Annotated in this window: 18 protein-coding genes and 1 tRNA gene; 8 read left to right on the plus strand and 11 right to left on the minus strand. The window is 68.4% G+C overall.

Annotated elements, in window-relative coordinates:
* Together IG54_RS0134705 and IG54_RS0134710 are read left to right on the plus strand one after the other, a co-directional pair.
* The coding region (locus IG54_RS0134705; RefSeq protein ID WP_037898311.1) for a pyridoxal phosphate-dependent decarboxylase family protein at nt 1-828 on the plus strand (828 nt) is incomplete at its 5' end.
* The gene (locus tag IG54_RS0134710; RefSeq protein ID WP_037898313.1) at nt 825-2,273 is read left to right on the plus strand and encodes a lysine N(6)-hydroxylase/L-ornithine N(5)-oxygenase family protein; all 1,449 of its coding nucleotides are present in this window, start codon (nt 825-827) and stop codon (nt 2,271-2,273) included. The genes IG54_RS0134705 and IG54_RS0134710, both read left to right, overlap by 4 nt.
* 32 nt (nt 2,274-2,305) lie before the next feature.
* Here IG54_RS0134710 and IG54_RS0134715 read toward each other — a convergent pair whose 3' ends face one another.
* Entirely contained in the window at nt 2,306-4,108 is a 1,803-nt protein-coding gene (locus IG54_RS0134715) for a bifunctional metallophosphatase/5'-nucleotidase (protein WP_030794247.1), read from the minus strand.
* A 137-nt stretch (nt 4,109-4,245) separates the two neighbouring features.
* On the opposite strand from IG54_RS0134715, the gene IG54_RS0134720 reads away from it, so the two are divergent.
* Nucleotides 4,246-4,977: an SIMPL domain-containing protein gene (locus IG54_RS0134720; protein WP_030794249.1), complete on the plus strand. Its 732-nt coding sequence runs from the start codon at nt 4,246-4,248 to the stop codon at nt 4,975-4,977.
* 42 nt (nt 4,978-5,019) lie between these two features.
* Here the strand turns inward: IG54_RS0134720 and IG54_RS0134725 are convergent, their stop codons facing one another.
* Nucleotides 5,020-5,826 (minus strand): SDR family NAD(P)-dependent oxidoreductase, encoded by an 807-nt coding sequence (locus tag IG54_RS0134725; protein ID WP_030794252.1) that lies wholly within the window; start codon nt 5,824-5,826, stop codon nt 5,020-5,022.
* Between the two features lie 141 nt (nt 5,827-5,967).
* Here IG54_RS0134725 and IG54_RS0134730 point away from each other — a divergent pair, with 141 nt between their 5' ends.
* Both IG54_RS0134730 and pyk read left to right on the plus strand, forming a co-directional pair.
* A complete protein-coding gene (locus IG54_RS0134730) occupies nt 5,968-6,828 on the plus strand; it encodes a helix-turn-helix transcriptional regulator (RefSeq protein WP_030794255.1) in 861 nt (286 codons plus the stop codon).
* 135 nt (nt 6,829-6,963) lie between these two features.
* Nucleotides 6,964-8,400, plus strand: coding sequence for a pyruvate kinase (gene pyk, locus IG54_RS0134735; RefSeq protein ID WP_030794258.1), 1,437 nt, complete (start codon nt 6,964-6,966; stop codon nt 8,398-8,400).
* A 10-nt stretch (nt 8,401-8,410) separates the two neighbouring features.
* Here the strand turns inward: pyk and IG54_RS0134740 are convergent, their stop codons facing one another.
* The gene (locus IG54_RS0134740) at nt 8,411-9,187 is read right to left on the minus strand and encodes a helix-turn-helix domain-containing protein (RefSeq protein WP_030794261.1); all 777 of its coding nucleotides are present in this window, start codon (nt 9,185-9,187) and stop codon (nt 8,411-8,413) included.
* 107 nt (nt 9,188-9,294) lie between these two features.
* A tRNA-Leu gene (locus IG54_RS0134745) sits at nt 9,295-9,367 on the minus strand.
* A 103-nt stretch (nt 9,368-9,470) separates the two neighbouring features.
* Here IG54_RS0134745 and IG54_RS0134750 point away from each other — a divergent pair.
* Nucleotides 9,471-10,127 carry an ANTAR domain-containing response regulator gene (locus IG54_RS0134750; protein ID WP_030794264.1) on the plus strand — a complete coding sequence of 219 codons (657 nt, stop codon included), beginning with the start codon at nt 9,471-9,473 and terminating at the stop codon, nt 10,125-10,127.
* 93 nt (nt 10,128-10,220) lie between these two features.
* Here the strand turns inward: IG54_RS0134750 and IG54_RS0134755 are convergent, their stop codons facing one another.
* From IG54_RS0134755 to IG54_RS0134775, 5 genes are all read right to left on the minus strand, one after another.
* Nucleotides 10,221-10,937: an ABC transporter ATP-binding protein gene (locus IG54_RS0134755; RefSeq protein WP_030794267.1), complete on the minus strand. Its 717-nt coding sequence runs from the start codon at nt 10,935-10,937 to the stop codon at nt 10,221-10,223.
* On the minus strand, nt 10,937-11,758 hold the full coding sequence (locus IG54_RS0134760) for an ABC transporter ATP-binding protein (protein WP_234336460.1): 822 nt from the start codon (nt 11,756-11,758) through the stop codon (nt 10,937-10,939). Before IG54_RS0134760 ends, IG54_RS0134755 begins: the two co-directional genes overlap by 1 nt.
* 3 nt (nt 11,759-11,761) lie before the next feature.
* Nucleotides 11,762-13,600 (minus strand): branched-chain amino acid ABC transporter permease, encoded by a 1,839-nt coding sequence (locus IG54_RS0134765; protein WP_030794273.1) that lies wholly within the window; start codon nt 13,598-13,600, stop codon nt 11,762-11,764.
* A gap of 5 nt (nt 13,601-13,605) precedes the next feature.
* Nucleotides 13,606-14,535: a branched-chain amino acid ABC transporter permease gene (locus IG54_RS0134770; protein WP_030794276.1), complete on the minus strand. Its 930-nt coding sequence runs from the start codon at nt 14,533-14,535 to the stop codon at nt 13,606-13,608.
* A gap of 151 nt (nt 14,536-14,686) precedes the next feature.
* Complete coding sequence (locus tag IG54_RS0134775) at nt 14,687-15,937, minus strand: branched-chain amino acid ABC transporter substrate-binding protein (RefSeq protein WP_030794277.1); 1,251 nt, start codon at nt 15,935-15,937, stop codon at nt 14,687-14,689.
* Nucleotides 15,938-16,460: 523 nt separating this feature from the next.
* Between IG54_RS0134775 and IG54_RS42325 the strand changes: the two genes are divergently transcribed.
* Nucleotides 16,461-16,784 (plus strand): hypothetical protein, encoded by a 324-nt coding sequence (locus tag IG54_RS42325; protein WP_158708988.1) that lies wholly within the window; start codon nt 16,461-16,463, stop codon nt 16,782-16,784.
* Nucleotides 16,785-16,963: 179 nt separating this feature from the next.
* Here the strand turns inward: IG54_RS42325 and IG54_RS0134785 are convergent, their stop codons facing one another.
* A complete protein-coding gene (locus IG54_RS0134785; RefSeq protein WP_030794281.1) occupies nt 16,964-17,446 on the minus strand; it encodes a PaaI family thioesterase in 483 nt (160 codons plus the stop codon).
* Between the two features lie 50 nt (nt 17,447-17,496).
* Nucleotides 17,497-19,776 (minus strand): FdhF/YdeP family oxidoreductase, encoded by a 2,280-nt coding sequence (locus IG54_RS0134790; protein WP_030794284.1) that lies wholly within the window; start codon nt 19,774-19,776, stop codon nt 17,497-17,499.
* A gap of 124 nt (nt 19,777-19,900) precedes the next feature.
* On the opposite strand from IG54_RS0134790, the gene polA reads away from it, so the two are divergent.
* Nucleotides 19,901-22,654: a DNA polymerase I gene (polA, locus tag IG54_RS0134795; RefSeq protein ID WP_030794287.1), complete on the plus strand. Its 2,754-nt coding sequence runs from the start codon at nt 19,901-19,903 to the stop codon at nt 22,652-22,654.
* Nucleotides 22,655-22,716 lie beyond the last annotated feature (62 nt).

Consider the following 22,716-nt stretch of genomic DNA (forward strand, 5'->3'; position numbering starts at 1 on the left):
CCCAAGCCCGCCCCGCACCCCCTCGACCCCGCCGCCCTGGCCCAAGCCCTCACCGCACTGGACGGCCCACCGGGCACCCTCCTCGTCGCCGCCACCGCCGGAACCACCGACGCGGGCCTCATCGACCCCCTCGACGACATCGCCGACCTGTGCGCCACCCACGGCGCCCGCCTGCACATCGACGCGGCGTACGGCGGCGGACTCCTCTTCAGCGACACCCGCAAGGAACTCCTACGCGGCATCGACCGCGCCGACACCGTCACCCTCGACCTGCACAAACTCGGCTGGCAGCCCGCCGCCGCCGGCCTGCTCGCGGTCCGCGACCCCCACGACCTCGCCGCCCTCACCCACCGCGCCGACTACCTCAACGCCGACGACGACACCGACGCCGGACTCCCCGACCTCCTCGGCCGCTCCCTGCGCACCACCCGGCGCCCCGACATCCTCAAGATCGCCGTCACCCTCAAAGCCCTCGGCCGACACGGCATCGGCACACTCGTCGACCAAGTCTGCGACCACGCACGGCACTTCGCCCGCCTCATCGAAGCCCACCCCCGCTTCGACCTCTACGGCACCCCCGCCATCAGCACCGTCCTCTTCCGGCCCACCGGCGCCGACGACACCCACATCGCCCACGTACGAAGAAGCCTCCTCACCGAGGGCACCGCCGTCCTCGGCCGCGCCGACCTCGACGGCCGCCGCTGGCTCAAAGCCACCCTCCTCAACCCGCACACCCGCCCCGACGACCTCACCGCCCTCCTCGACCTCGTCGACGGACAGAGCCGCACCACCACCCCCCGCCTCGCGGAAGGAAGCACCCCCCGATGACCGGCACACCCGACCACCCCGGCCCCCGGCCGCGCAACACCCCCGAAGACCCCCGCGACCTCGTCGGCATCGGCATCGGCCCCTTCAACCTCTCCCTCGCCGCCCTCGCCCACCCCCTCGGCGAACTCGACACCGCCTTCTACGACCAACGCCCCGACTTCCACTGGCACCCCGGCCTCATCATCGACGGCGCCACCCTCCAAGTCCCCTTCCTCGCCGACCTCGTCACCCTCGCCGACCCCGCGAGCCCCTGGACCTTCCTCAACTACCTCAAGACCCGCGAACGCCTCTTCCCCTTCTACTTCGCCGAGCGCTTCCACATCCAACGCGCCGAATACGACGCCTACTGCCGCTGGGTCAGCGAAAGCCTCCCCGGACTCCACTTCGGCCACCAGGTCGACGCCGTCCGCTGGAACCCCGAACGCGACCTCTTCGAAGTCGACTACACCCAACTCGACACCGACGGCGAAGCCGAAGCCCTCGGCCGCACCTACACCAAGAACATCGCCCTCGGCGTCGGCACCACCCCCCACATCCCCGAACCCCTCAAACCCCTCGCCGAAGCCCCCACCGTCCCCGTCATCCACTCCGCCGACTACCTCGACCACCGCGACCAACTCATCGCCGCCGAACACATCACCGTCATCGGCTCAGGACAGTCCGGCGCCGAAATCTTCCTCGACCTGCTCCGCGCCCGCCCCGCCGGACACGAAAAGATCCACTGGCTCGCCCGCACCGAAGCCTTCGCCCCCATGGAGTACTCCAAGCTCGGCCTCGAACACTTCACCCCCGACTACACCCGCTACTTCCACGCCCTGCCCGAAGCCGTCCGCGACGGCCTCGTCCCCCACCAGTGGCAACTCCACAAAGGCATCGACGCCGACACCATCGCCGCCATCCACGACGAGCTGTACCGACGCACCCTCCACGGCGGCTGGCCCGACACCGTCCTCACCCCCGGCGTCCACGTCCGCACCGCCGGACGCGTCGCCACCACCCGCGTCGAACTCCACCTCGAACACCTCCAGCAGGGCACCCGCTCCCGCCTCACCACCGACGCCGTCATCCTCGCCACCGGCTACCGCGAACGCCCCGTCGACCAGCTCCTCGCCGGCCTAGACCCCTACATCCGCAAGGACTCCTCCGCCCGCCCCCGCATCGACGAGCAGTACCGCCTCACCCTCGACCCCTCCATCACCGCCACCGGCAGCAACGTCTACATCCAGAACGCCGAACGACACACCCACGGCGTCGGCGCCCCCGACCTCGGCCTCGCCGCCTGGCGCAGCGCCACCATCCTCAACACCCTCACCGGCAAAACCCCCTACCCCCTGCCCCGGCGCACCGCCTTCACCAACTTCGGCCTCCACACCCCCGACCACCCCACCGACACCACCCCCCGCATCGGCGAACAACGCACCCATCTCGTACGCCTCAAGAACTGACCCCCCCCGGGAATCACAGCCCCCCATAACCTTTAGAACACCGGCACACCGTCCCGGGTCAGCTTCCAGTCCACCGAAGCGAAGTGACCCGGGTCGACCGTCCCCTTCGCCTTCACCCAACCGATGATCGTGTTCCGGATCTCCTCCGAGTTCGCCCACACCTGCTTGGCACCCGCGATATGCGGGAAATTCCCGCCACCACTCGCCCGGTAGTTGTTCACCGCCAACACGAACTCCGCCTTCGGATCGACATCCTTGCCCTCGAAAGCCAGCTTCACGATGCGCGACCCCGCAGGCTTCGCGATATCGATCTCATACGTCACGCCGTACACCGCGTCATAGTTGTAATCCGGGATCTTCTCCGCGTTCGTCAGCTTCGCCGGATCCACCGGCGCACCCACAGGCGTCTGCACGTAATAGCGCGCCGAGAACTCCAGATAGTCCTTCAGCTGCGCACCCGTCAGCAGCCGCGCCTCCAGCGTGTTCTCGAACGGATAAAGCCCCGCCGCGTCCCGGATCGTCACCTCGCCCGCCGGTATCCTCGCCGTCCGCGAGAAGCACGACGCCTGCGACAACACCGGCAGCGCCGCGTACGCCCCGCCCTCCAGCGCCTGCGCCACCGTCTCCCGCTGCACCTGGTTGATCAGATCGATGATCGCGACGTCCTTGTACGGGCCCTCGGCCGTGCTCATCGCCGCCGTCGACGTGCCGATGACCTGATTGACGTAGGCCACGACCTTCTCGTGCTCATCGGCGAGCAGCCGCGTGATCTTCCTGTCCTCCGCCGCCGTATTGGAGTTCAGGACCTTCGCCCCGACCTTCTCCACCGTCCAGCGGCCCTTCGCCCACACCAGATCGAAGTCGAACAGCGTCAGCCGCTGCCCCCACTTCAACGGCTCCGACAACACGACCTTCTTGCCGGTCGCCTTGTTCTCCACGAAATACTCCGGGATCTCCGTGTGCGCGTGCCCCACCAGAATCGCGTCGATCCCCGGCACCTGCTCCGCCACCAGACCCGCCGCGTTCTCCACATACGGCAACTGATCACCGTACGACGACGTACCACTGGAGCCCGAGTGCGCCGACACGATCACGACGTCGGCACCCATGGAACGCAGCTTCGGCACCCACTTCGCCGCCTGCTCCTCAAGCCCCGGGAACGTCATCTTCCCCTGGACGTTCGCCTTGTCCCAGATCGCGATCCCCGGATTCGTCAGACCGAGCACCGCCACCTTCACATCACGACCGTGCGGAGTACGCAGACGCTTCATGAAGTACGGAGGAAAAGCGGGCCGCTGCGTCTTCGCGTCCAGCGCGTTCGCCCCCAGCAACGGGAAGTCGCACTGCTCCTCGAACTTCCGCAGCACCGGAATCCCGTAATTGAACTCATGATTGCCGAGCGCCGCCGCGTCATACCCGATCGCGTTCATCGCCTGCGCCATCGGATGCACCGGACCGCGCTTCGCCGTGATCGGATCCACCTTGGCGTAGTAATACGACAGCTGCGTGCCCTGAATCGTGTCGCCCGCGTCGATCAGCAGCGTGTTCCGGCGGCCCTTCTCCGCACGCACCTCGTCCACCAGCGTGGAGATCTTCGCCAGACCCACATCGTTGTGATCCTTGTCGTCGAACTCCTTGTCCGTGAAGTAATCCCAGTTGAAGACATTGCCGTGCAGATCCGTCGTGCCCAGCACGGTGAACGAATACCGCTTCTCCCGCCGGCCGGGCCTCCCCTTCGCCTCGGCCACGGACGGCGCGACAGCCCCACCCGTGATCGCCACACCGACGCCGGTGGCGGCGGACGTGCCCAGGAACTTCCTGCGGTTCAGCGGCATTTCAGTACTCCTCGATCGACCGTAGTAACGCGCGTAGATTCTGACCCCCGAAGCCACACCCGCAACAGACCCCACAGGTTTCGATCCGATGACTGCCCCCCGCGCCCACCTGCTGCGAGAGTGAAGCCATGGACCCCATGAACCCCACGGACACCACCCCCGCCCCCCACACCCCTTACGGCACCCCCGACGCCCCCCGCGTCGCCGTCCGCGGCGAAGCGCACCTCGAAGTCGACCCCGAGATCGCCCGCGTCAGCATCACCATCAGCGCCCGCGGCACCGACCGCCGCGACGCCCTCACCGACCTCACCCGCCGCAACAACACCGCCCTCGACCTCATCAAGACCTACGGCGACACCGTCGAGAACCTCGAAACAGGCGCCCTCTCCATCACCCCCGAACTCACCAAACACGGCCGCGGCGAACGCATCCGCGCCTACCACGGCCGTGTCCACGTCACCGCCGAACTCACCGACTTCACCGCACTCGGCGAACTCACCACCCGCCTCGCCGACCTCGACCTCACCCGCGTCGAAGGCCCCTGGTGGGCCCTGCGCCCCGACTCACCCACCCACCGCCAAGCCCGCCAACAAGCCGTCCGCGAAGCAGTACAACGAGCCCGCGAATACGCCGAGGCCCTCGGCACCACCCTCGCCGCCCTCACCGAACTCGCCGACATCGGCGCGGACCAACCCACCCCCGCCTACGGCTACGGAGGCCCCGCCGGCGGCATGCGCTCCGCCGCCTACGCAGGCGCAGCCGACCTCGCGGAGGAAGCAGCCCCCCTCGACCTCGAACCACAACGCCAGCACGTCTACGCCCAGGTCAACGCCCGATTCACCCTCGTCCCGCCACAGCTGACGTCCTGAGCGACCTAAGCGTTCTGAACGGCATGAACGGCATGAACGGCCTCAGGCCAGCATGCCCCCGTCAACCCGAAGCACCTCACCCGTCACATACGAGGCACGGTCACTCAACAACCACGCGGCCGCCTCCGCGATCTCCCGCGGCTCAGCGCCACGACCCAGCGGCGTCCGCGCATTGAGCGCGTCCACAGTGCCCGGAGACCGCTCCTCCCACTCGAACAACAACTCGGTAAGCGTGGTGCCGGGCGCGACAGCGTTCACACGAATGCCCTCAGGCCCATACGTGGCCGCCGCCGACGCCGTCAGACTGTTCACCGCCCGCTTCACCGCCCCGTACACCGGAAGCTGCGGATTGGCCATCAGAGCACCGACACTGGACGTGTTGACAATGGCCCCCCGCCCCGCCGTCGCACGCATAGCGGCGACCTCCGCGGCCATGGCCACCCACGGCCCCTTCAGATTCACGGCGCAGACGTGATCGAAATCAGCCTCCGACAGCTCATCCAGCGGACCGGGCGGCTGACCCGTCGCAGCATTGTTGAAAGCCACGTCCAGCCGACCGTACAACTCCACCGCGCGACCCACCGCGGCACGCACACTCGCCGGATCGGCCAGATCACACACCACATGGTCCGCGACACCCCCGGCCGCCCGGATCTCCCCCACCACCGCCCTGAGCTGATCCTCCGAACGCGCCGCAAGCAGCACCCGGGCCCCCTCCTCGGCGAACAACCGCGCCGCGGCAGCACCGATGCCACGACCGGCACCGCTGATAAAGGCCACCTTCCCGGCGAGCAGCCCCGAAGCAGGGGCGGACGAGCCCGACGCCACGCTCACGGCATCGTCGTTCATGGTGTTACTGGTCATGGTGTTGCTGTTCCTGTCGCTGTCCGTGACGTTGTTCATGCCGACGAGCCTGCGCCCCGCCACCCCGCCCATCCAGGCACCAGCAGTACCTGGCTCGGCACCACGACGCCAGGACACACTGGACACGTGGACCGACGAGTACGAGAAGAACTGGGCGACTTCCTGCGCAGCAGACGCGCCCGCATCACCCCCGCCGACGTGGGCCTACCCGCCGGCACCCGCCGCCGCACCCCCGGCCTGCGCCGCGAGGAGGTGGCACAGCTCGCCTTCATCTCACCCGAGTACTACGCACGCCTCGAACAGGCCCGCGCCCCCCACCCCTCCCGCGAAGTACTGACCCAACTCGTCCGCGCCCTGCGCCTCTCGGACGCCGAGCGCGACCACCTCCACCACCTCGCCGGACTTCCCCCCGGCCCACCACCCGGGCCCTCCCGAGAAGTACGACAGAGCACCATCGACCTCCTGCACCGGATGCCGGACGCCGCGGCAGTCGTCCTCTCCGCCACCTACGAGGTCATCGCCTGGAACCCCCTGGCAGCCGCCCTCATGGAGGACTTCTCCGCCCTGCCCCCACGCGAACGGAACCTCATCCGACGCGCCTTCCTCACCCCGCACCCGCACGGCCGACAGTTGTACGGCCGCCTCGGCGCCGAGGAGTTCGCACGGACGTCCACCCAGCACCTGCGCGCCGCCGCTGCCCGCTACCCCCACGACCCGGAAGTGAACGCCCTGATCGAAGAACTCCTCGCCAACAGCGCGGAGTTCACCCGACTGTGGACCGCCCACGACGTCACCGACCGGCCCACCCCGTGCACGGCCTTCGCGCACCCCCTCGTCGGCACCATCACCCTCAGATGCGACATCCTGGACATCACCGACCGGGACCAGCGCGTCCTCATCTACACCGCCACCCCCGGCTCACCGTCGGAGGAGGCACTGCGCCTGCTGTCGGTCGTCGGCACCCAGCGCATGGACGTACCCGGCTGAACCCTGCCCGGTAACCCGCTCATCGGAGCGACGCCGCGCACAATTCAACACTTGTCAATACCCCTTCACGCAAAGGTTGTTGAGTAGTCACGCCCAACCAATTCTCTACCCGCCGGTAGGCCCTAGGCTCGAACCATGCGCCGAGCCAAAATCGTCTGCACCCTGGGCCCCGCCACCGACTCGTACGACCAGATCAAGGCACTGGTCGAAGCCGGAATGGACGTAGCACGCTTCAACCTCAGCCACGGCACCCACGCCGACCACGAGGAGCGCTACCAGCGCGTGCGCAAGGCCTCCGAAGAGACCGGCCGCAGCGTCGGCATCCTCGCCGACCTTCAAGGCCCGAAGATCCGCCTCGGCCGCTTCAGCGAAGGCCCCGTACTCCTTGAACGCGGCGACATCTTCACCATCACCGTGGAAAAGGACGTCGAAGGCGACCGCCACCTCTGCGGCACCACCTACGACGGCCTGGCCCAGGACGTCACCACCGGCGAACGCATCCTCGTCGACGACGGCAAGGTCACCCTGGAAGTCACCGCCGTCGACGGCCCCCGCGTCACCACCACCGTCGTCGAAGGCGGCATGGTCTCCGACCACAAGGGCCTCAACCTCCCCGGCGTCGCCGTCTCCGTCCCCGCCCTCTCCGACAAGGACGAAACCGACCTCCGCTGGGCCCTGGCCACCGGATTCGACGTCATCGCCCTCTCCTTCGTCCGCAGCGGACGCGACATCGAGGACGTCCACCGCATCATGGACGAGGAAGGCCGCCGCCTCCCCGTCATCGCCAAGGTCGAAAAACCCCAGGCCGTCGACAACATCGAGGACATCGTCGCCGCCTTCGACGGCATCATGGTCGCCCGCGGCGACCTCGGCGTCGAAATGCCCCTCGAACAAGTCCCGATCGTCCAGAAGCGGGCCATCAAACTCGCCAAGCGCAACGCCAAACCGGTCATCGTCGCCACCCAGATGCTCGACTCGATGATCGACAACTCCCGGCCCACGAGGGCCGAGGCGAGCGACGTGGCCAACGCCGTCATCGACGGCACGGACGCGGTGATGCTCTCCGGCGAGACGAGCGTCGGCAAATACCCCATCGAAACCGTACGCACCATGGGCCGCATCGTCGAAGCGGCAGAGGAAGACATCCTCGCGAAAGGCCTCCCGGCCCTCACCGAGCGGAACAAACCCCGCACCCAAGGCGGCGCCGTCGCCCGCGCCGCCGCCGAAATGGGCGACTTCCTCGGCGCCAAGTTCCTCGTCGCCTTCACCCAGTCCGGCGACACCGTCCGCCGCCTCTCCCGCTACCGCTCACCCATCCCCCTCCTCGCCTTCACCCCCGACAAGGCCACCCGCTCCCAGCTGAACCTCACCTGGGGCGTGGAGACCTTCCTCGGCCCGCACGTCGACTCCACCGACGCGATGGTCGACCAGGTCGACGAGCTGCTCCTGAAGATCGGCCGCTGCGAGAAGGGTGACGTGGTCGTCATCACGGCGGGCTCCCCGCCGGGGGTGTCGGGCTCGACGAACCTGGTACGGGTGCATCGCATCGGCGAGAGCGAGGACCACGAGTAGGGGCCAGTGGTCAGTACTTGGGGCCGACGTGGGCGTCCATGAGGGCTACGGAGGCTTTGCGGGCGACGGAGATGTTGAAGGGGTCGCTGTTGCGGGCGAGGACGGTCCACCCGACTCCGACCCTGTCGAGAGTGTCGGAGAAGAGCTTCCGGATGTCGTCCGACTTGTTGCTGAAGAAGTACCGGGGGTACTCATAGCGCTTCCGTTCCCCGGCAACGACGCGGGTCGTCCAGTTCGTGACGCGGCAGCCGTCGGAGTGGATGAGCCCTCGGATGAACTCCCACGGGTGGGCGTCGACGATCTCCTGCTGCCAGGGTTCGAGGGCGATCTTGCGGGTGTGCTTCTTGCCGGGGCCGTGCTGAGGGAAGAGGCACGCCCAGTGCTTGCTCCAGCAGGTGACGTACTGGCAGCCCACGCTCTGGACCCGGAAGACCTTGTTGTCCGGGCGTACGGCCTGAATGGCAGCGGCGCATGCGTCGATGAGACCGGGCCAGGCGTCGGCGCAAGCGATTCGGAGTGAGTAGACACCCCGCCGCTGGTGGCTGATGGAGCCGTCGCCGAGATAGAGGCCCAGTAAGTACGAATAGGCGGCTGGAGCGTCAGGCTCGCTCGGAGTGTCACGGCATCTTGGGCACGGACGCGCCCGGTCGTAGCCGAGTGGTTCGATGCGGACCTTCCAGGACCGAATAGCGGCCCTCGAGACACCGATTTCTTTGCTTACAGAGTTGAGGCTGCGGCCCTGACTGAGGAGGCTCAGTGCTCGCTTGCGCGTGCCCGTGTCGTACATACGCCCCACTTTGCGGGGCGAGGGGCCTCGAGTTGCAGCGAAAGGCGGATGTTCACGAGAAGGGGGACATCCGCTTGTCAACGGTGACCTTGGGATCCAAGGAAAAGTGCCCCGGGTGGGATTCGAACCCACGCTGGATGGTGTTTGAGACCACTGCCTCTACCGCTGGGCTACCGGGGCATCCTTCAGAACGAAGGCTAACGGGGATCCGCCGTGCCCTAAACATACAGGAGCTAGGTAGGCTCAGGGCAAGCAGTAGCCTGCCCCGCAACAAGGAGCCCCCGTGACCGCCCCCGAGCCGCCCCAGCCCACCGAAGCGTCGGACGACGACAAGTCGCACGTGCCGCCGCTGACGACCCGCGTCGTCATCGCCGAGGACGAGGCCCTGATCCGGCTCGACCTCAAAGAGATGCTGGAGGAAGAGGGCTACAGCGTCGTAGGCGAGGCCGGTGACGGTGAGAAGGCCGTCGAGCTGGCCCGGGAGCACAAGCCGGATCTCGTGATCCTGGACGTGAAGATGCCCGTCCTCGACGGCATCTCCGCGGCCGAGAAGATCGCCGAGGAGTCCATCGCCCCGGTACTGATGCTGACCGCGTTCTCGCAGCGCGACCTCGTGGAGAGGGCGCGGGACGCCGGTGCGATGGCGTACCTGGTGAAGCCCTTCAGCAAGAGTGACGTCGTGCCGGCGATCGAGATGGCCGTCTCGCGGTTCGCGGAGCTGAAGACGCTGGAGAAGGAGGTCGCGGACCTCTCCCAGCGCCTGGAGACCCGGAAGCTGGTGGACCGCGCCAAGTCGATTCTCCAGACCGAGTACGGCCTGACCGAGCCCGCCGCTTTCCGGTGGATCCAGAAGACGTCGATGGACCGCCGCCTGTCGATGCAGCAGGTGGCGGAGGCGGTCATCGAGGACGCCGAGGAGAAGAAGGCGGCGAAGGGCTAGCCCGGAGCGCCCATACGTACGTGCGTACGTGCGTACGTACGGAGAGGCCCGCACCCCGAACCCCGGGTGCGGGCCTCTCCGCGTATAGGGGGCTCAGTCCTCGCCGAGGTACGCCTTCCGCACGGATTCGTCGTGCAGCAGGTCACCCCCGGTGCCGGAGAGGACGATCTTGCCGACCTCCATGACGTGGCCCTCGTCGGCGAGGGAGAGCGCGGCCTGGGCGTTCTGTTCGACGAGGAGGATGGTCGTGCCGCCGGCTTTGAGTTCGGCGATGGTGGCCATGATTTTCTGCATCATGATCGGCGAGAGGCCCATGGAGGGTTCGTCGAGCATGAGGAGTTTGGGCTGGGACATGAGGGCGCGGCCCATGGCGAGCATTTGTTGTTCGCCTCCGGAGAGGGTGCCCGCGGCTTGCTTTCGGCGTTCTCCGAGGATGGGGAAGAGGTCGTAGGCGCGGGTGATGTCCTTTTCGATGCCTGTTTTGTCGGAGCGGAGGTAGGCGCCGAGGCGGAGGTTGTCCTCGATGGTCATGCGGGGGAAGATGTGGCGGCCTTCGGGGGAGTGTGCGAGGCCCAGCGAGACGATTTGGTCGGCGCGGTATTTGCGCAGTGTCCTGCCGTTGAATTTGATCGAGCCGCTGACTGGCTTGAGCAGGCCGGACAGGGTGCGCAGGGTGGTGGTTTTTCCCGCGCCGTTGGTGCCGATGAGGGTGACGACTTTGCCGGCCTCGACGGTGAAGGAGATGCCTTTGACGGCTTCGATCTTGCCGTAGGCGACGCGGAGGTCCTCGACCTCAAGGAGTGCGGTCATCAGTTGTTCTCCTCGAAGGGTTCGCCGAGGTAGGCGGCGATGACGCGGTCGTCCTGCTGGACCGTTTCGCTGGATCCTTCGACGAGTTTCTCGCCCTGGACGAGGACGGCGACGCGGTCGCAGAGGTTGAAGATGAAGCGCATGTCGTGCTCGATGACGAGGACGGCGATGCCCATCTCGCGGATGGCGAGGACGAGTTCTTCGGTGGCGCGGGTTTCCTGGGGGTTCATGCCGGCGGTGGGTTCGTCCAGGAGGAGCAGGCCGGGTTCGCTGGCGAGGGCTCGGGCGATCTCCAGCTTGCGTTGTTCGCCGTAGGGGAGGTTCCTGGAGAGGTGTTCGGCTTTGTCGGCGAGGCCGACGAATTCCAGGAGTTCCATGGCGCGGGCCTTGGAGGCCGCTTCTGCTCGGTGGAAGCCGGGGCCGCGCAGGAGGGCTGACCAGAGGCCTTCTTTGGTGCGGGTGTGGCGGCCGACGAGGACGTTCTCCAGGACGGTCATGTTGGCGAAGAGCCGGATGTTCTGGAAGGTGCGGGCGATGCCGGCTGCGGTGACTTTGAAGGATTTGGCGGGCAGGATGTCGCCTTTGTACCGGACTTCGCCTTCTGTGGGGACGTAGAGGCCGGTGAGGCAGTTGAAGAAGGTGGTCTTGCCGGCGCCGTTGGGGCCGATGAGGCCGACGATTTCGCCGCTGTTGACGGTGAGGTCGACGGATCGTACGGCGGTGAGGCCGCCGAAGCGCATGGTGACGCCGCGGGCGTCGAGGACGGCTTGTCCGGTCGGGGTGCTCGGGGTGGGGCCTTGGGTGGTGGTGTCGGTGGTCATGGGTCAGGCCCCTGTCTTGCTCAGGACGGTGGGCGGTGGTGTCTCGCCGGGGTCGAGTTCGGCTTCGTGGAACTCGAGTTGGCGGCGGCGGTTGGGGATGAGGCCTTCGGGGCGGAAGCGCATGAGGAGGACGAGGGCGAGGCCGAAGGCGAAGAGCTGGTAGTCGCCGAGGAAGGCGAGCTTGTTGGGGATGAGGTAGAGGAGTGCGGCGCCGACGAGGGGTCCGCTGATGGTTCCCATGCCGCCGAGGACGACGGCGGCGAGGAGGAACGCGGAGTTGGGCGGGACGGTGTTGGCGAATTGGTACTGCTCGGGTGTCACGGTGTAGGTGACGTGTGCCTGGACGGTGCCTGCGAGTCCGGCGAGGGAGGCGCCGAGGGCGAAGGCGATGAGTTTGACGCGGAAGCCGTTGATGCCCATGGCGAGTGCGGCGGTCTCGTCCTCGCGGATGGCGACCCAGGCGCGGCCGATGCGGGAGTCGCCGCTGCGGCGGAAGACGAGGACGACGACGAGGGTGATGAGCAGCATCAGGAAGAAGTAGTTGGCGAAGCGGCCGATGGTGAAGCTGCCGATGCTGTGTTCGAGGCCGAAGTCGAAGCCGAGGATCTTCAGGTTGGGGATGGAGGAGATGCCGTTGGATCCGTTGGTGATGTCGGGTCCTGAGGCGCCGTCGCTGTTCATGGCGACGAGGCGGAAGATCTCGCCGAAGCCGAGGGTGACGATGGCGAGGTAGTCGCCGCGCAGGCGCAGGGTGGGGGCGCCGATGAGGACGCCGAAGACGAGGGAGGCGGCGGCGCCGACGAGGATGGCGCCCCAGAAGGGGAGGTGGATGTCGAAGGGGGAGGAGGGGGATCCGGAGACCATGGACGCGGCGTAGGCGCCGACGCCGAGGAAGGCGACGTATCCGAGGTCGAGGAGTCCGGCGAGTCCGACGACGATGTTCAGGCCGAGGGCGACGGTGGCGAAGATGAGGATGTAGACGCCGATGGTCGCGTATTGGTCGTCGTTCTGGGTGAAGGGGAAGGCTGCCGCTGCGAGGAAGGCGCCGGTGAGGGTGATGTTGCGGTGGCGTGCGGTGTAGACGGCGACTTGGGCGACGAGGCCGGCTTTGGAGAGCGCGGCGAAGCCGAGGGCGACGGAGATGAGGAAGCCGATGAAGAGTTCGTCGTATTCGGTGCCGATGCCGTAGGTGAAGACGAGGAGTCCGGTGGCGAGGGCGGCGACGATGATCAGGATCTCGGCGTACGAGGGGAGCTTGCGCGGGGTGGGCGGTGCTTCGGCGGCGAAGGCGCCCTTGAGGGTGGTGAGGCCGTTGCGCAGGCGGTGTTTGAACTGTTCCCAGCCGGTGTCCTCGGGGTCGACCGGGTAGGTCTGGGGCCGTTGGAAGGGCAGGGCGAGGGCGCCGGTGAGGGCGGTGAGGGTGGCGAGGGCGACGATCCAGCCGCCGGGCTCCAGGTTGGCGAGGCCGCCGAGTTTGGTGCTGATGGCGAGGATCGTGTACCAGGCGGTGGCGAAGGCGGCGAGTGCGGCGTATTTGAGGGCGGCGTCGGCGTTGCCGGGGGTGAGGGCGCGCAGGCCTTTGATGCCGTAGGAGGCGAGGCCGAACAGGGTGGTGAGGGCGCCGGTGATGAGGACGAGCCATTGGAGGCCGCCGGGGTAGCCGTAGACGGTGAGGTCGCCGGGGAAGGCGGCGGTCCAGGTCCAGGCGAGGAAGGCGGAGACGACGGTGAGTGCGCCGCCGCCGGTGGCCATGGCGCGGGCGGGTCCGACGGGCAGGGGGATGAGGCCCGTGGGGGCGTTCTCCTTGCGGGGGCCGTCGATTGCTGTGGTCTGTGTGGTCATGGTGGTCACGCCCTGTCCGCGACGCGCTCGCCGAGGAGGCCTTGCGGCCTGACGAGGAGGACGACGATGAGGAGTACGAACGCCCAGACATCGGCCCAGGACTGGCCGCCGAGCTTGTCCATGCCGGGGATGTCGTTCATATAGGCGGTGGCCATGGCTTCGGCGACGCCGAGGACGAGTCCGCCGATCATGGCTCCGTAGATGTTGCCGATGCCGCCGAGGACGGCCGCGGTGAAGGCTTTGAGGCCCCAGAGGAAGCCCATGCGGAAGTTGACTTCGCCGTAGCGGAACCCGTAGGCGATGGCGGCGATTCCGGCGAAGGCGGCGCCGAGTGCGAAGGCGACGACGATGACGCGGTCGGTGTTGACGCCCATGAGTTTGGCGGTGTCGGGGTCTTGGGCGGTGGCTTGCATGCCGCGGCCGACGCGGGTCTTCATGACGAACCAGCCGAGGGCGAACATGCAGATGGGGGCGGCGACGACGAGGAAGAGGTCGCCGGGCTGGATGGTGACGCTGCCCATGTGGATGGAGTCGCCGGGGATCTCGGGGAAGGTGCGGGAGGACTTGGCGTTGGGGTACCAGGCCCAGACGGCTTGCTGGAGGGCGAGGGAGAGCCCGATGGCGGTGATGAGGGGGGCGAGCCGTGGGGCGCCGCGCAGGGGGCGGTAGGCGAAGCGTTCGGCTCCGATGGCGATGGTGGTGGAGACGATGATGGCGCCTATGAGCATGAGGGGGATGGCCACCCACATGGTGGTGCCGCCGGGGAGCCAGAGCCAGACGGTGAGGGCGCCGAAGCCGCCGACCATGAAGATCTCGCCGTGGGCGAAGTTGATGAGCTGGACGATGCCGTAGACCATGGTGTAGCCGATGGCGATCAGGCCGTACATGGATCCCAGTAGCAGGCCGTTGACCAGCTGTTGCGGCAGTTCGTGCACCGCAGGTCCTCCGAGTCTTCCGAGCGACGGTTTTCGTGTGCGACGGATACGGCTCCGCTGCGACGGTCGGGTTGTCGCGGCGTCGGATGTGACGCCGCGCGGGGCGCTGTCGGGCAACGCTCCGCGCGGCGGTGTCGTGCTGCGGTGTGGGTCAGCCGGTGTAGGTGCCGGACTTGACGGGCTTCCATCCCTTGGCCGGGTCCGAGGGGTCCTTGACCTGGTAGACGGTGAGCTGCTTGTTGGTGGCGTCGCCGTATTCGTCGAAGGAGACCTTGCCGGTCACGCCGTCGAAGGAGACGTCCTGCATGGCGTCCACGATCTTGGCGCGGGCGTCGGAGGGCAGCTTGCCGTCGTTGTCCTCGACGACCTTCTTGACGGCCTCGATGATGGCCCAGGCGCTGTCGTAGGAGTAGCCGCCGTAGGCCTCGTAGGCCTCCTTGTAGCCGGCCTTCTCGTAGTTGGCGATGAACTCCTTGGCGGAGGGCAGTTGTTCGACGGGCTGGCCGACGGAGGTGGCGTAGTCGCCCTTGCCGTCCTTGCCCGAGAGCTTGATGTAGTCGGCGCTGTAGATGCCGTCGCCGCCGGCGAGGGGGATCTTGGCTCCGGCCTTCTTCATCTGCTTGCTGAGGGGGCCCGCGGCGGGGTATTCGCCGCCGTAGTAGACGACGTCGGCGTCGGAGTTGCGGATCTTGGTGGCGACGGCGCCGAAGTCCTTGGTGTCGGGGTTGACGTGTTCGGTGCCTGCGACCTTGCCGCCGAGCTTGGTGAACTCGTCCTTGAAGGTGGCGGCGAGGCCGGCGCCGTAGGTCTTCTTGTCGTCGATGACGAAGACCTTCTTCTTCTTGGCCGTGTTGTACAGGTACTGGGCGGCGAAGGGGCCCTGGATGGCGTCGGTGGTGGCGGTGCGGAAGTAGGCCTTGTACGGGCGTTCCTTCTTGCCGCCGTTCCAGTCCGGGCCCTGGGTCATGGCCGGGTTGGTGTTGGCGGGGGAGACCTGGACGAGTTTGGCGTCGTCGAAGACCTTCTGCATGGACTCGCCGACGGAGGAGTTCAGGGGGCCGACGGCGCCGAGGAGGTCCTTGTTGGCGACGAACTTGGTGGCGTTCGTCTGGCCCGAGGAGGGCTGGCCCTGGTCGTCGGCGGCTTCCATCTTGAAGTTGATGCCGTCGACGTAGTTCTTGGCGTTGGCCTGCTTGATGGCCAGCTCGACGGAGTTGCGGATGCCGAGGCCGAGCGCGGAGAGGTCGCCTGTCAGAGGCGCGTCGACGCCGATGACGACGGTGGTGTCGCCGCCCCCGCCGCCGTCCTTGTCCTTGCTGTCGTCACGCGAGCCACATGCGGTGAGGGTGAGCGCCCCCGCGGTGAGCGCGGCGGTGATGGCTATGAGCGAACGTTGACGCACGATCAGTCCTTTCCCCTGGCACGGCTGTCCCTTGTTGGAACGCCGAGTCGAGCGCGGAACCGAACTGAGAGGAATCCGGTGGGCGCGGTGACTGGCCGTGACTCTAAGGGCGCCTTTGTGCCAGGTGGAGTGGTCGGACCAAGGCTGTGACGCTCTTGTTATGCCACGGAGTATTCCGGGGTGGAACGCGGGGGGCGGTTGAGGCTGAATACGACCTTGTTCGGTGGATCTCGACGTATCCACATGCTGAGAATCTCCAGGACAAGTGGCAGGAGCGTTATTGCCTTTGGCTCATGACACGCGTGTTCGTGGGCATGCGGTGGTCAGAGCGGCGGAAAGATCATTCGCGTATTCCGGACCCAGGATGTAACTCTGCCTCTCGTTTGCGCGCGTATTACGCAGCGTTACTTCGAGGAAAGGGAGCCTGGCGTTCCGTGGCACTTCTCCGCATTCGCGAATGTGCATCGTGATGATCGACTTCCGGGGTATTCCCGTTTTCAACGTGAATGGGGTGCCCGGGGAGGTGTCCACCGAAAGCGCCGCCGAGGGCTGGGCGATCCGGCGGACGGTCACCGGGGGTCCGGACGTCTGGGTGAACCTGACGGCGAAGGTGAAGCTGCGCTCGCCGGGCCGGGGCCGGGACATCTCGTCCGTGTACGTCACCGACACGCTCTGCGACGGCCAGGGCGCGGGCGGCTCGGGGGGCGGCTGCGGCCGGGTCAGGTACAGGCTCACCCCGGCCGCGGCGAGGATCAGGGCCGACGTGCCGGCGATGGCCGTACGGCGGCGGCGCAGTCGGCGCGGAGTGAGCCGTAACGGCTCGGGGGCCGCGGCCTCGTGGTCGTAGGTGTCCTCGCCCGGCTCGATGGGCCCGATGGCGTTCACGTCCGCGGCTCGTCGGGCGGGTGTACGAGGGGGAGGGCGAGCGCACTGAGCCGTATCCGGTGCCTCATGCGCCGACGCTAGACCGGAGCCGCACGCCCCGGCAATGCGTGTGCGCCCGCCCTCTCCCCGCTCGGGGCCGGGTCAGCCGGCCGCGGCCTCGGCGCCGTTGCCGGGGGCGTCGCGCAGCATGCACGTCAGGCGCGCGCTGCACACCCGCTTGCCCTGCTCGTCGGTGATCACGATCTCGTACGTGGCCGTGGAGCGGCCCCGGTGCACGGGCGTCGCCACGCCGGTGACCAGACCGGAGCGCGCCCCGCGGTGGTGGGTGCAGTTCAGGTCGACGCCGACGGCGAGCTTGCTGATGCCGCCGTGCAGCATCGCGCCGATCGAGCCGAGGGTCTCGGCGAGGACCGCGGAGGCGCCGCCGTGCAGCAGGCCGTACGGCTGGGTGTTGCCCTCGACCGGCATGGTGCCGACGACGCGCTCCGCCGAGGCCTCCTTGATCTGGACGCCCATGCGGGTGCCGAGGTGGCCCGCCGAGAACAGGGAGGGCAGATCGACACCGAGCGAGGCGTACTCGTCGATGACCTCTTGCGGGAACTTCACGCTGTGCTGCTCGCCCATGGGGCCCGGCTCCGTTCGTTCGACGTCGTCACCTGTCGCTGAGCGAACGCTCAGTCGACCGTCGATTGTTCCAGGCGGACGACGACGGACTTGCTGGCAGGGGTGTTACTGGTGTCCGCGGTGGCGTCCAGCGGCACCAGGACGTTCGTCTCGGGGTAGTAGGCGGCGGCGCAGCCCCGGGCCGTGGGGTAGTGCACGACGCGGAAGCCGGGCGCGCGGCGCTCCACGCCGTCCTGCCACTCGCTGACCAGGTCGGCGTACGTGCCGTCGGCCAGGCCCAGCTCCTGGGCGTCGGCGGGGTGGACCAGGACGACACGGCGGCCGTTCTTGATGCCGCGGTAGCGGTCGTCGAGGCCGTAGATGGTGGTGTTGTACTGGTCGTGGGAGCGCAGGGTCTGGAGCAGCAGCCGTCCCTCGGGGACGGCGGGGAACTCGACGGGCGCGGCCGTGAAGTTGGCCTTGCCGGTGGTGGTGGGGAAGCGGCGTTCGTCGCGGGGGGCGTGCGGCAGGGTGAAGCCGCCGGGGTGTGCCACGCGCGCGTTGAAGTCGTCGAAGCCGGGGATGACGCGCGCGATGCGGTCGCGGATGGTGGCGTAGTCCTTCTCGAACTCCTCCCAGGGGGTACGGGAGGCGGCGCCGAGGACGCGGCGCGCGAGGCGGCAGACGATGGCGGGTTCGGACAGGAGCTGGTCGCTCGCGGGCTTCAGGCGGCCGCGGGAGGCGTGCACCATGCCCATGGAGTCCTCGACGGTGACGAACTGCTCGCCGCCGGCCTGGATGTCGCGTTCGGTGCGGCCGAGGGTCGGCAGGATCAGGGCGCGCGCGCCCGTGACGGTGTGCGAGCGGTTCAGCTTGGTGGAGACGTGCACGGTCAGGCGGGCCTTGCGCATCGCCGCCTCGGTGACGTCGGTGTCGGGGGAGGCCGCCACGAAGTTGCCGCCCATGGCGAAGAAGACCTTCGCCTCGCCGTCGCGCAGGGCGCGGATGGCGCGGACGACGTCCAGGCCGTGGTGGCGGGGCGGCGCGAAGCCGAACTCCTTCTCCAGGGCGTCGAGGAAGGCGGGCGCGGGCCGTTCGAAGATGCCCATCGTGCGGTCGCCCTGCACGTTCGAATGGCCGCGCACCGGGCAGACACCGGCGCCGGGGCGGCCGATGTTGCCGCGCAGCAGAAGGAAGTTGACGACTTCCCGGATGGTCGGCACGGAGTGCTTGTGCTGGGTGAGCCCCATCGCCCAGCACACGACGGTGCGCCGGGAGGCGAGCACCATGCGCAGGGCTTCCTCGATGCGGGCGCGGTCCAGGCCGGTGGCCCTGAGGGTGTCGTCCCAGTCGGCCGCGCGAGCGGCGGCGGCGAACTCCTCGTACCCATGGGTGTGTTCGCGTACGAACTCCTCGTCGACGGCGCCCTCGGTCTCCAGGATCAGCTTGTTCAGGAGGCGGAAGAGGGCCTGGTCGCCGCCGAGGCGGATCTGGAGGAAGAGGTCGGTGAGGGCGGTGCCCTTGACCATGCCCTGGGGGGTCTGCGGGTTCTTGAAGCGCTCCATGCCCGCTTCGGGCAGGGGGTTGACCGTGATGATCCTCGCGCCGTTGTTCTTGGCCTTCTCCAGGGCGGAGAGCATGCGCGGGTGGTTCGTGCCCGGGTTCTGCCCGGCGACGATGATCAGGTCCGACTTGTAGAGGTCCTCCAGCAGGACGCTGCCCTTGCCGACGCCGATGGTCTCGGTGAGCGCGGAGCCGGACGACTCATGGCACATGTTCGAACAGTCGGGGAGGTTGTTCGTGCCCAGCTCGCGGGCGAACAGCTGGTAGAGGAACGCCGCTTCGTTGCTGGTGCGCCCGGAGGTGTAGAAGACGGACTCGTCCGGGCTGTCGAGGGCGGCGATCTCCTCGGCGACGATGTCGAAGGCCCGCTCCCAGGAGACGGGTTCGTACCGCTCGGCGCCCTCCGCCAGGTACATGGGGTGGGTGAGGCGGCCCTGCTGGCCCAGCCAGTACCCGCTGCGGGTGGCGAGGTCGGCGACGGGGTGCGCGGCGAAGAAGTCGGGGGTGACGCGGCGCAGCGTGGCCTCCTCGGCGACCGCCTTCGCGCCGTTCTCGCAGAACTCCGCCTTGTGGCGGTGGTCCGGCTCGGGCCAGGCGCAGCCGGGGCAGTCGAAGCCGTCCTTCTGATTGACCCGCAGCAGGGTCAGCGCGGTGCGGCGCACGCCCATCTGCCGCTGGGCGGTCCGCAGGGTGTGACCGATGGCGGGCAGCCCCGCCGCCGCGTGCTGGGCCTCGGCGACCTGCGGCGCGTCCTGGACCGGATCGCCCTTGGGCGGCTTGCTTGCCATGGTCGGCTCCCCTTCGAGCACGTACGTGAGCTACGTCTCCGATCCTCCCACGCACCGGTGACAATGCCGGGCTCCGGGGCGGGACGGGGCGGGACTGTCAGTGGGGCGTGGCAGGATCGGGGACGTGGCAGAAACAGCATCGAAGAAGAAGTCCGAGTCCGCGGCGACGAAGGCCGGCGGGGCGGGTGGCGAGCGGCGCCCGCGCCTGCTCCTCATGGACGGGCACTCCCTGGCCTACCGGGCGTTCTTCGCGCTGCCCGCGGAGAATTTCACGACCGCCACGGGCCAGCCGACGAACGCGATCTACGGCTTCGCGTCGATGCTGGCGAACACGCTGCGTGACGAGGCGCCCACGCACTTCGCGGTGGCGTTCGACGTGTCGCGCAAGACGTGGCGCTCCCAGGAGTTTCCCGACTACAAGGCGAATCGCTCCAAGACCCCGGACGAGTTCAAGGGCCAGGTCGAGCTGATCGGCGAGATGCTCGACGCGATGCACGCGGTGCGCTTCGCGGTCGACGGCTTCGAGGCGGACGACGTCATCGCGACGCTCGCCACGCAGGCGGAGGCGGCCGGTTTCGAAGTCCTGATCGTCACGGGCGACCGCGACTCCTTCCAGCTGATCAGCGACCACGTCACCGTGCTCTACCCGACGAAGGGCGTCTCGGAGCTGACGCGCTTCACCCCGGAGAAGGTCTTCGAGAAGTACGGCCTCACGCCCGCCCAGTACCCCGACTTCGCGGCGCTGCGCGGCGACCCGTCGGACAACCTCCCCGGCATTCCCGGGGTGGGCGAGAAGACGGCCGCGAAGTGGATCAACCAGTTCGGTTCGTTCGCCGACCTCGTCGAGCGTGCAGAGGAGGTCAAGGGCAAGGCCGGGCAGAATTTCCGGGACCACCTGGAGTCGGTGAAGCTCAACCGCCGCCTGACCGAGATGGTGCGCGACGTCGAGTTGCCGAGGACGGTCGCCGACCTGGAGCGCGCTCCGTACGACCGCACGGCGCTCGCCATGGTCCTGGACACGCTGGAGATCCGTAACCCCTCGCTGCGCGAGCGCCTGCTGGCCGTCGACCCGGGTGCCGAGGAGGCCGAGCAGGCCCCGGCGGAGCCCGGTGTCGAGCTGGACGGCGTGGTGCTGGGCGCGGGCGATCTCGCGCCGTGGCTGGCCGAGCACGGCAAGGCGGTCCTCGGCGTCGCCACGGTCGACACCTGGCAGCTCGGTTCGGGCACGGTCACCGAGGTCGCGCTCGCCGCGGCCGGGGGAGCGGCCGCCTGGTTCGACCCGGCGAGCGTGGACGAGGCCGATGAGAACGCGTTCGCGGCCTGGATCGCCGACCCGACGAAGCCGAAGGTCCTGCACAACGCCAAGGCGGTGATGCGGGTCTTCCCCGAGCGCGGCTGGGCCGTGGACGGCGTCACCATGGACACCGCCCTCGCGGCGTACCTGGTCAAGCCGGGCCGCCGCTCCTTCGCCCTGGACGCCCTCTCTCTCGAATACCTGGGCCGCGAGCTGGCGCCCGCCTCCGCCGCGGACGGACAGCTCGCCTTCGGTACGGAGGAGGACGACCGGGCCGAGGCCGACCACCTGATGTCGCAGGCCCGCACCATCCTCGACCTGGGCACGGCTTTCGGGGAGAAGCTGCGGGAGGTCGGCGCGAGCGATCTGCTGACGGACGTGGAGCTGCCGACGTCGACCCTCCTCGCCGGTCTGGAGCGGCACGGCATCGCCGCCGACCGCGCCCATCTGGAGGCGATGGAGCAGCAGTTCGCGGGCGCCGTCCAGCAGGCGGTGAAGGAGGCGCACGCCGCGGCGGGGCACGAGTTCAACCTCGGCTCGCCCAAGCAGCTCCAGGAAGTCCTCTTCGGCGAGCTGAACCTCCCCAAGACGAAGAAGACCAAGACGGGCTACACCACGGACGCCGACGCGCTGGCCTGGCTCGCGGCCCAGACGGAGAACGAACTGCCGGTCATCATGCTCCGCCACCGCGAGCAGGCGAAGCTGCGCGTGACCGTCGAGGGCCTGATCAAGTCGATCGCCGTGGACGGCCGCATCCACACGACGTTCAACCAGACGGTGGCCGCCACGGGCCGCCTCTCCTCGACGGAGCCCAACCTCCAGAACATCCCGGTCCGCACGGACGAGGGCAGGGCGATCCGCCGCGGTTTCGTGGTAGGCGAGGGCTTCGAGTCGCTGATGACCGCGGACTACAGCCAGATCGAGCTGCGCGTGATGGCGCACCTCTCCGAGGACGAGGGCCTCCTTGAGGCGTTCACCTCCGGCGAGGACCTGCACACCACGGTCGCCTCGCAGGTGTTCTCCGTGGACCGCTCGAAGGTCGACGCGGAGATGCGGCGCAAGATCAAGGCCATGTCGTACGGCTTGGCGTACGGCCTGTCGGCGTTCGGCCTCTCCCAGCAGCTGAACATCGAGGCGGGCGAGGCGCGTTCACTGATGGACACGTACTTCGAGCGGTTCGGCGGGGTGCGCGACTATCTGCGCCGCGCGGTCGACGAGGCCCGCGCGACGGGCTACACGGAGACGATGCTCGGCCGCCGCCGCTACCTCCCCGACCTCAACAGCGACAACCGCCAGCGGCGCGAGATGGCCGAGCGGATGGCGCTGAACGCGCCGATCCAGGGCACGGCCGCGGACATCGTCAAGATCGCGATGCTGAACGTGCACCGCGCGCTGACCGAGGCGAAGCTCGACTCCCGCATGCTGCTCCAGGTCCACGACGAAATCGTGCTGGAGATCGCGCCGGGGGAGCGGGCGAAGGTGGAGGAGCTGGTCCGCCGGGAGATGGCGGGAGCGGTGGCCCTGCGGGCGCCGCTGGACGTGTCGGTGGGGGTGGGGGCGGACTGGGAGTCCGCAGCGCACTAGCCCTCCCGGGCCGGGGGGGGGGGGGGGCAGGGGGGGTTCGGGGCCCGGGGGTTTTTTTGGGG

This window comes from Streptomyces sp. NRRL S-920 (genome assembly GCF_000717945.1).
Lineage (GTDB): Bacteria > Actinomycetota > Actinomycetes > Streptomycetales > Streptomycetaceae > Streptomyces > Streptomyces alboniger.

Bases quoted from the DNA above. Each gene is read 5' to 3' on its own strand.
- IG54_RS0134790 (WP_030794284.1), bottom strand. From the start codon at position 19,776: ATGGCAAGCAAGCCGCCCAAGGGCGATCCGGTCCAGGACGCGCCGCAG.
- IG54_RS0134715 (WP_030794247.1), bottom strand. From the start codon at position 4,108: ATGCCGCTGAACCGCAGGAAGTTCCTGGGCACGTCCGCCGCCACCGGC.
- IG54_RS0134785 (WP_030794281.1), bottom strand. From the start codon at position 17,446: ATGGGCGAGCAGCACAGCGTGAAGTTCCCGCAAGAGGTCATCGACGAG.
- IG54_RS0134765 (WP_030794273.1), bottom strand. From the start codon at position 13,600: ATGACCACACAGACCACAGCAATCGACGGCCCCCGCAAGGAGAACGCC.
- IG54_RS0134760 (WP_234336460.1), bottom strand. From the start codon at position 11,758: ATGACCACCGACACCACCACCCAAGGCCCCACCCCGAGCACCCCGACC.
- IG54_RS0134755 (WP_030794267.1), bottom strand. From the start codon at position 10,937: ATGACCGCACTCCTTGAGGTCGAGGACCTCCGCGTCGCCTACGGCAAG.
- IG54_RS0134725 (WP_030794252.1), bottom strand. From the start codon at position 5,826: ATGAACGACGATGCCGTGAGCGTGGCGTCGGGCTCGTCCGCCCCTGCT.
- pyk (WP_030794258.1), top strand. From the start codon at position 6,964: ATGCGCCGAGCCAAAATCGTCTGCACCCTGGGCCCCGCCACCGACTCG.
- IG54_RS0134720 (WP_030794249.1), top strand. From the start codon at position 4,246: ATGAACCCCACGGACACCACCCCCGCCCCCCACACCCCTTACGGCACC.
- IG54_RS0134740 (WP_030794261.1), bottom strand. From the start codon at position 9,187: ATGTACGACACGGGCACGCGCAAGCGAGCACTGAGCCTCCTCAGTCAG.
- IG54_RS0134710 (WP_037898313.1), top strand. From the start codon at position 825: ATGACCGGCACACCCGACCACCCCGGCCCCCGGCCGCGCAACACCCCC.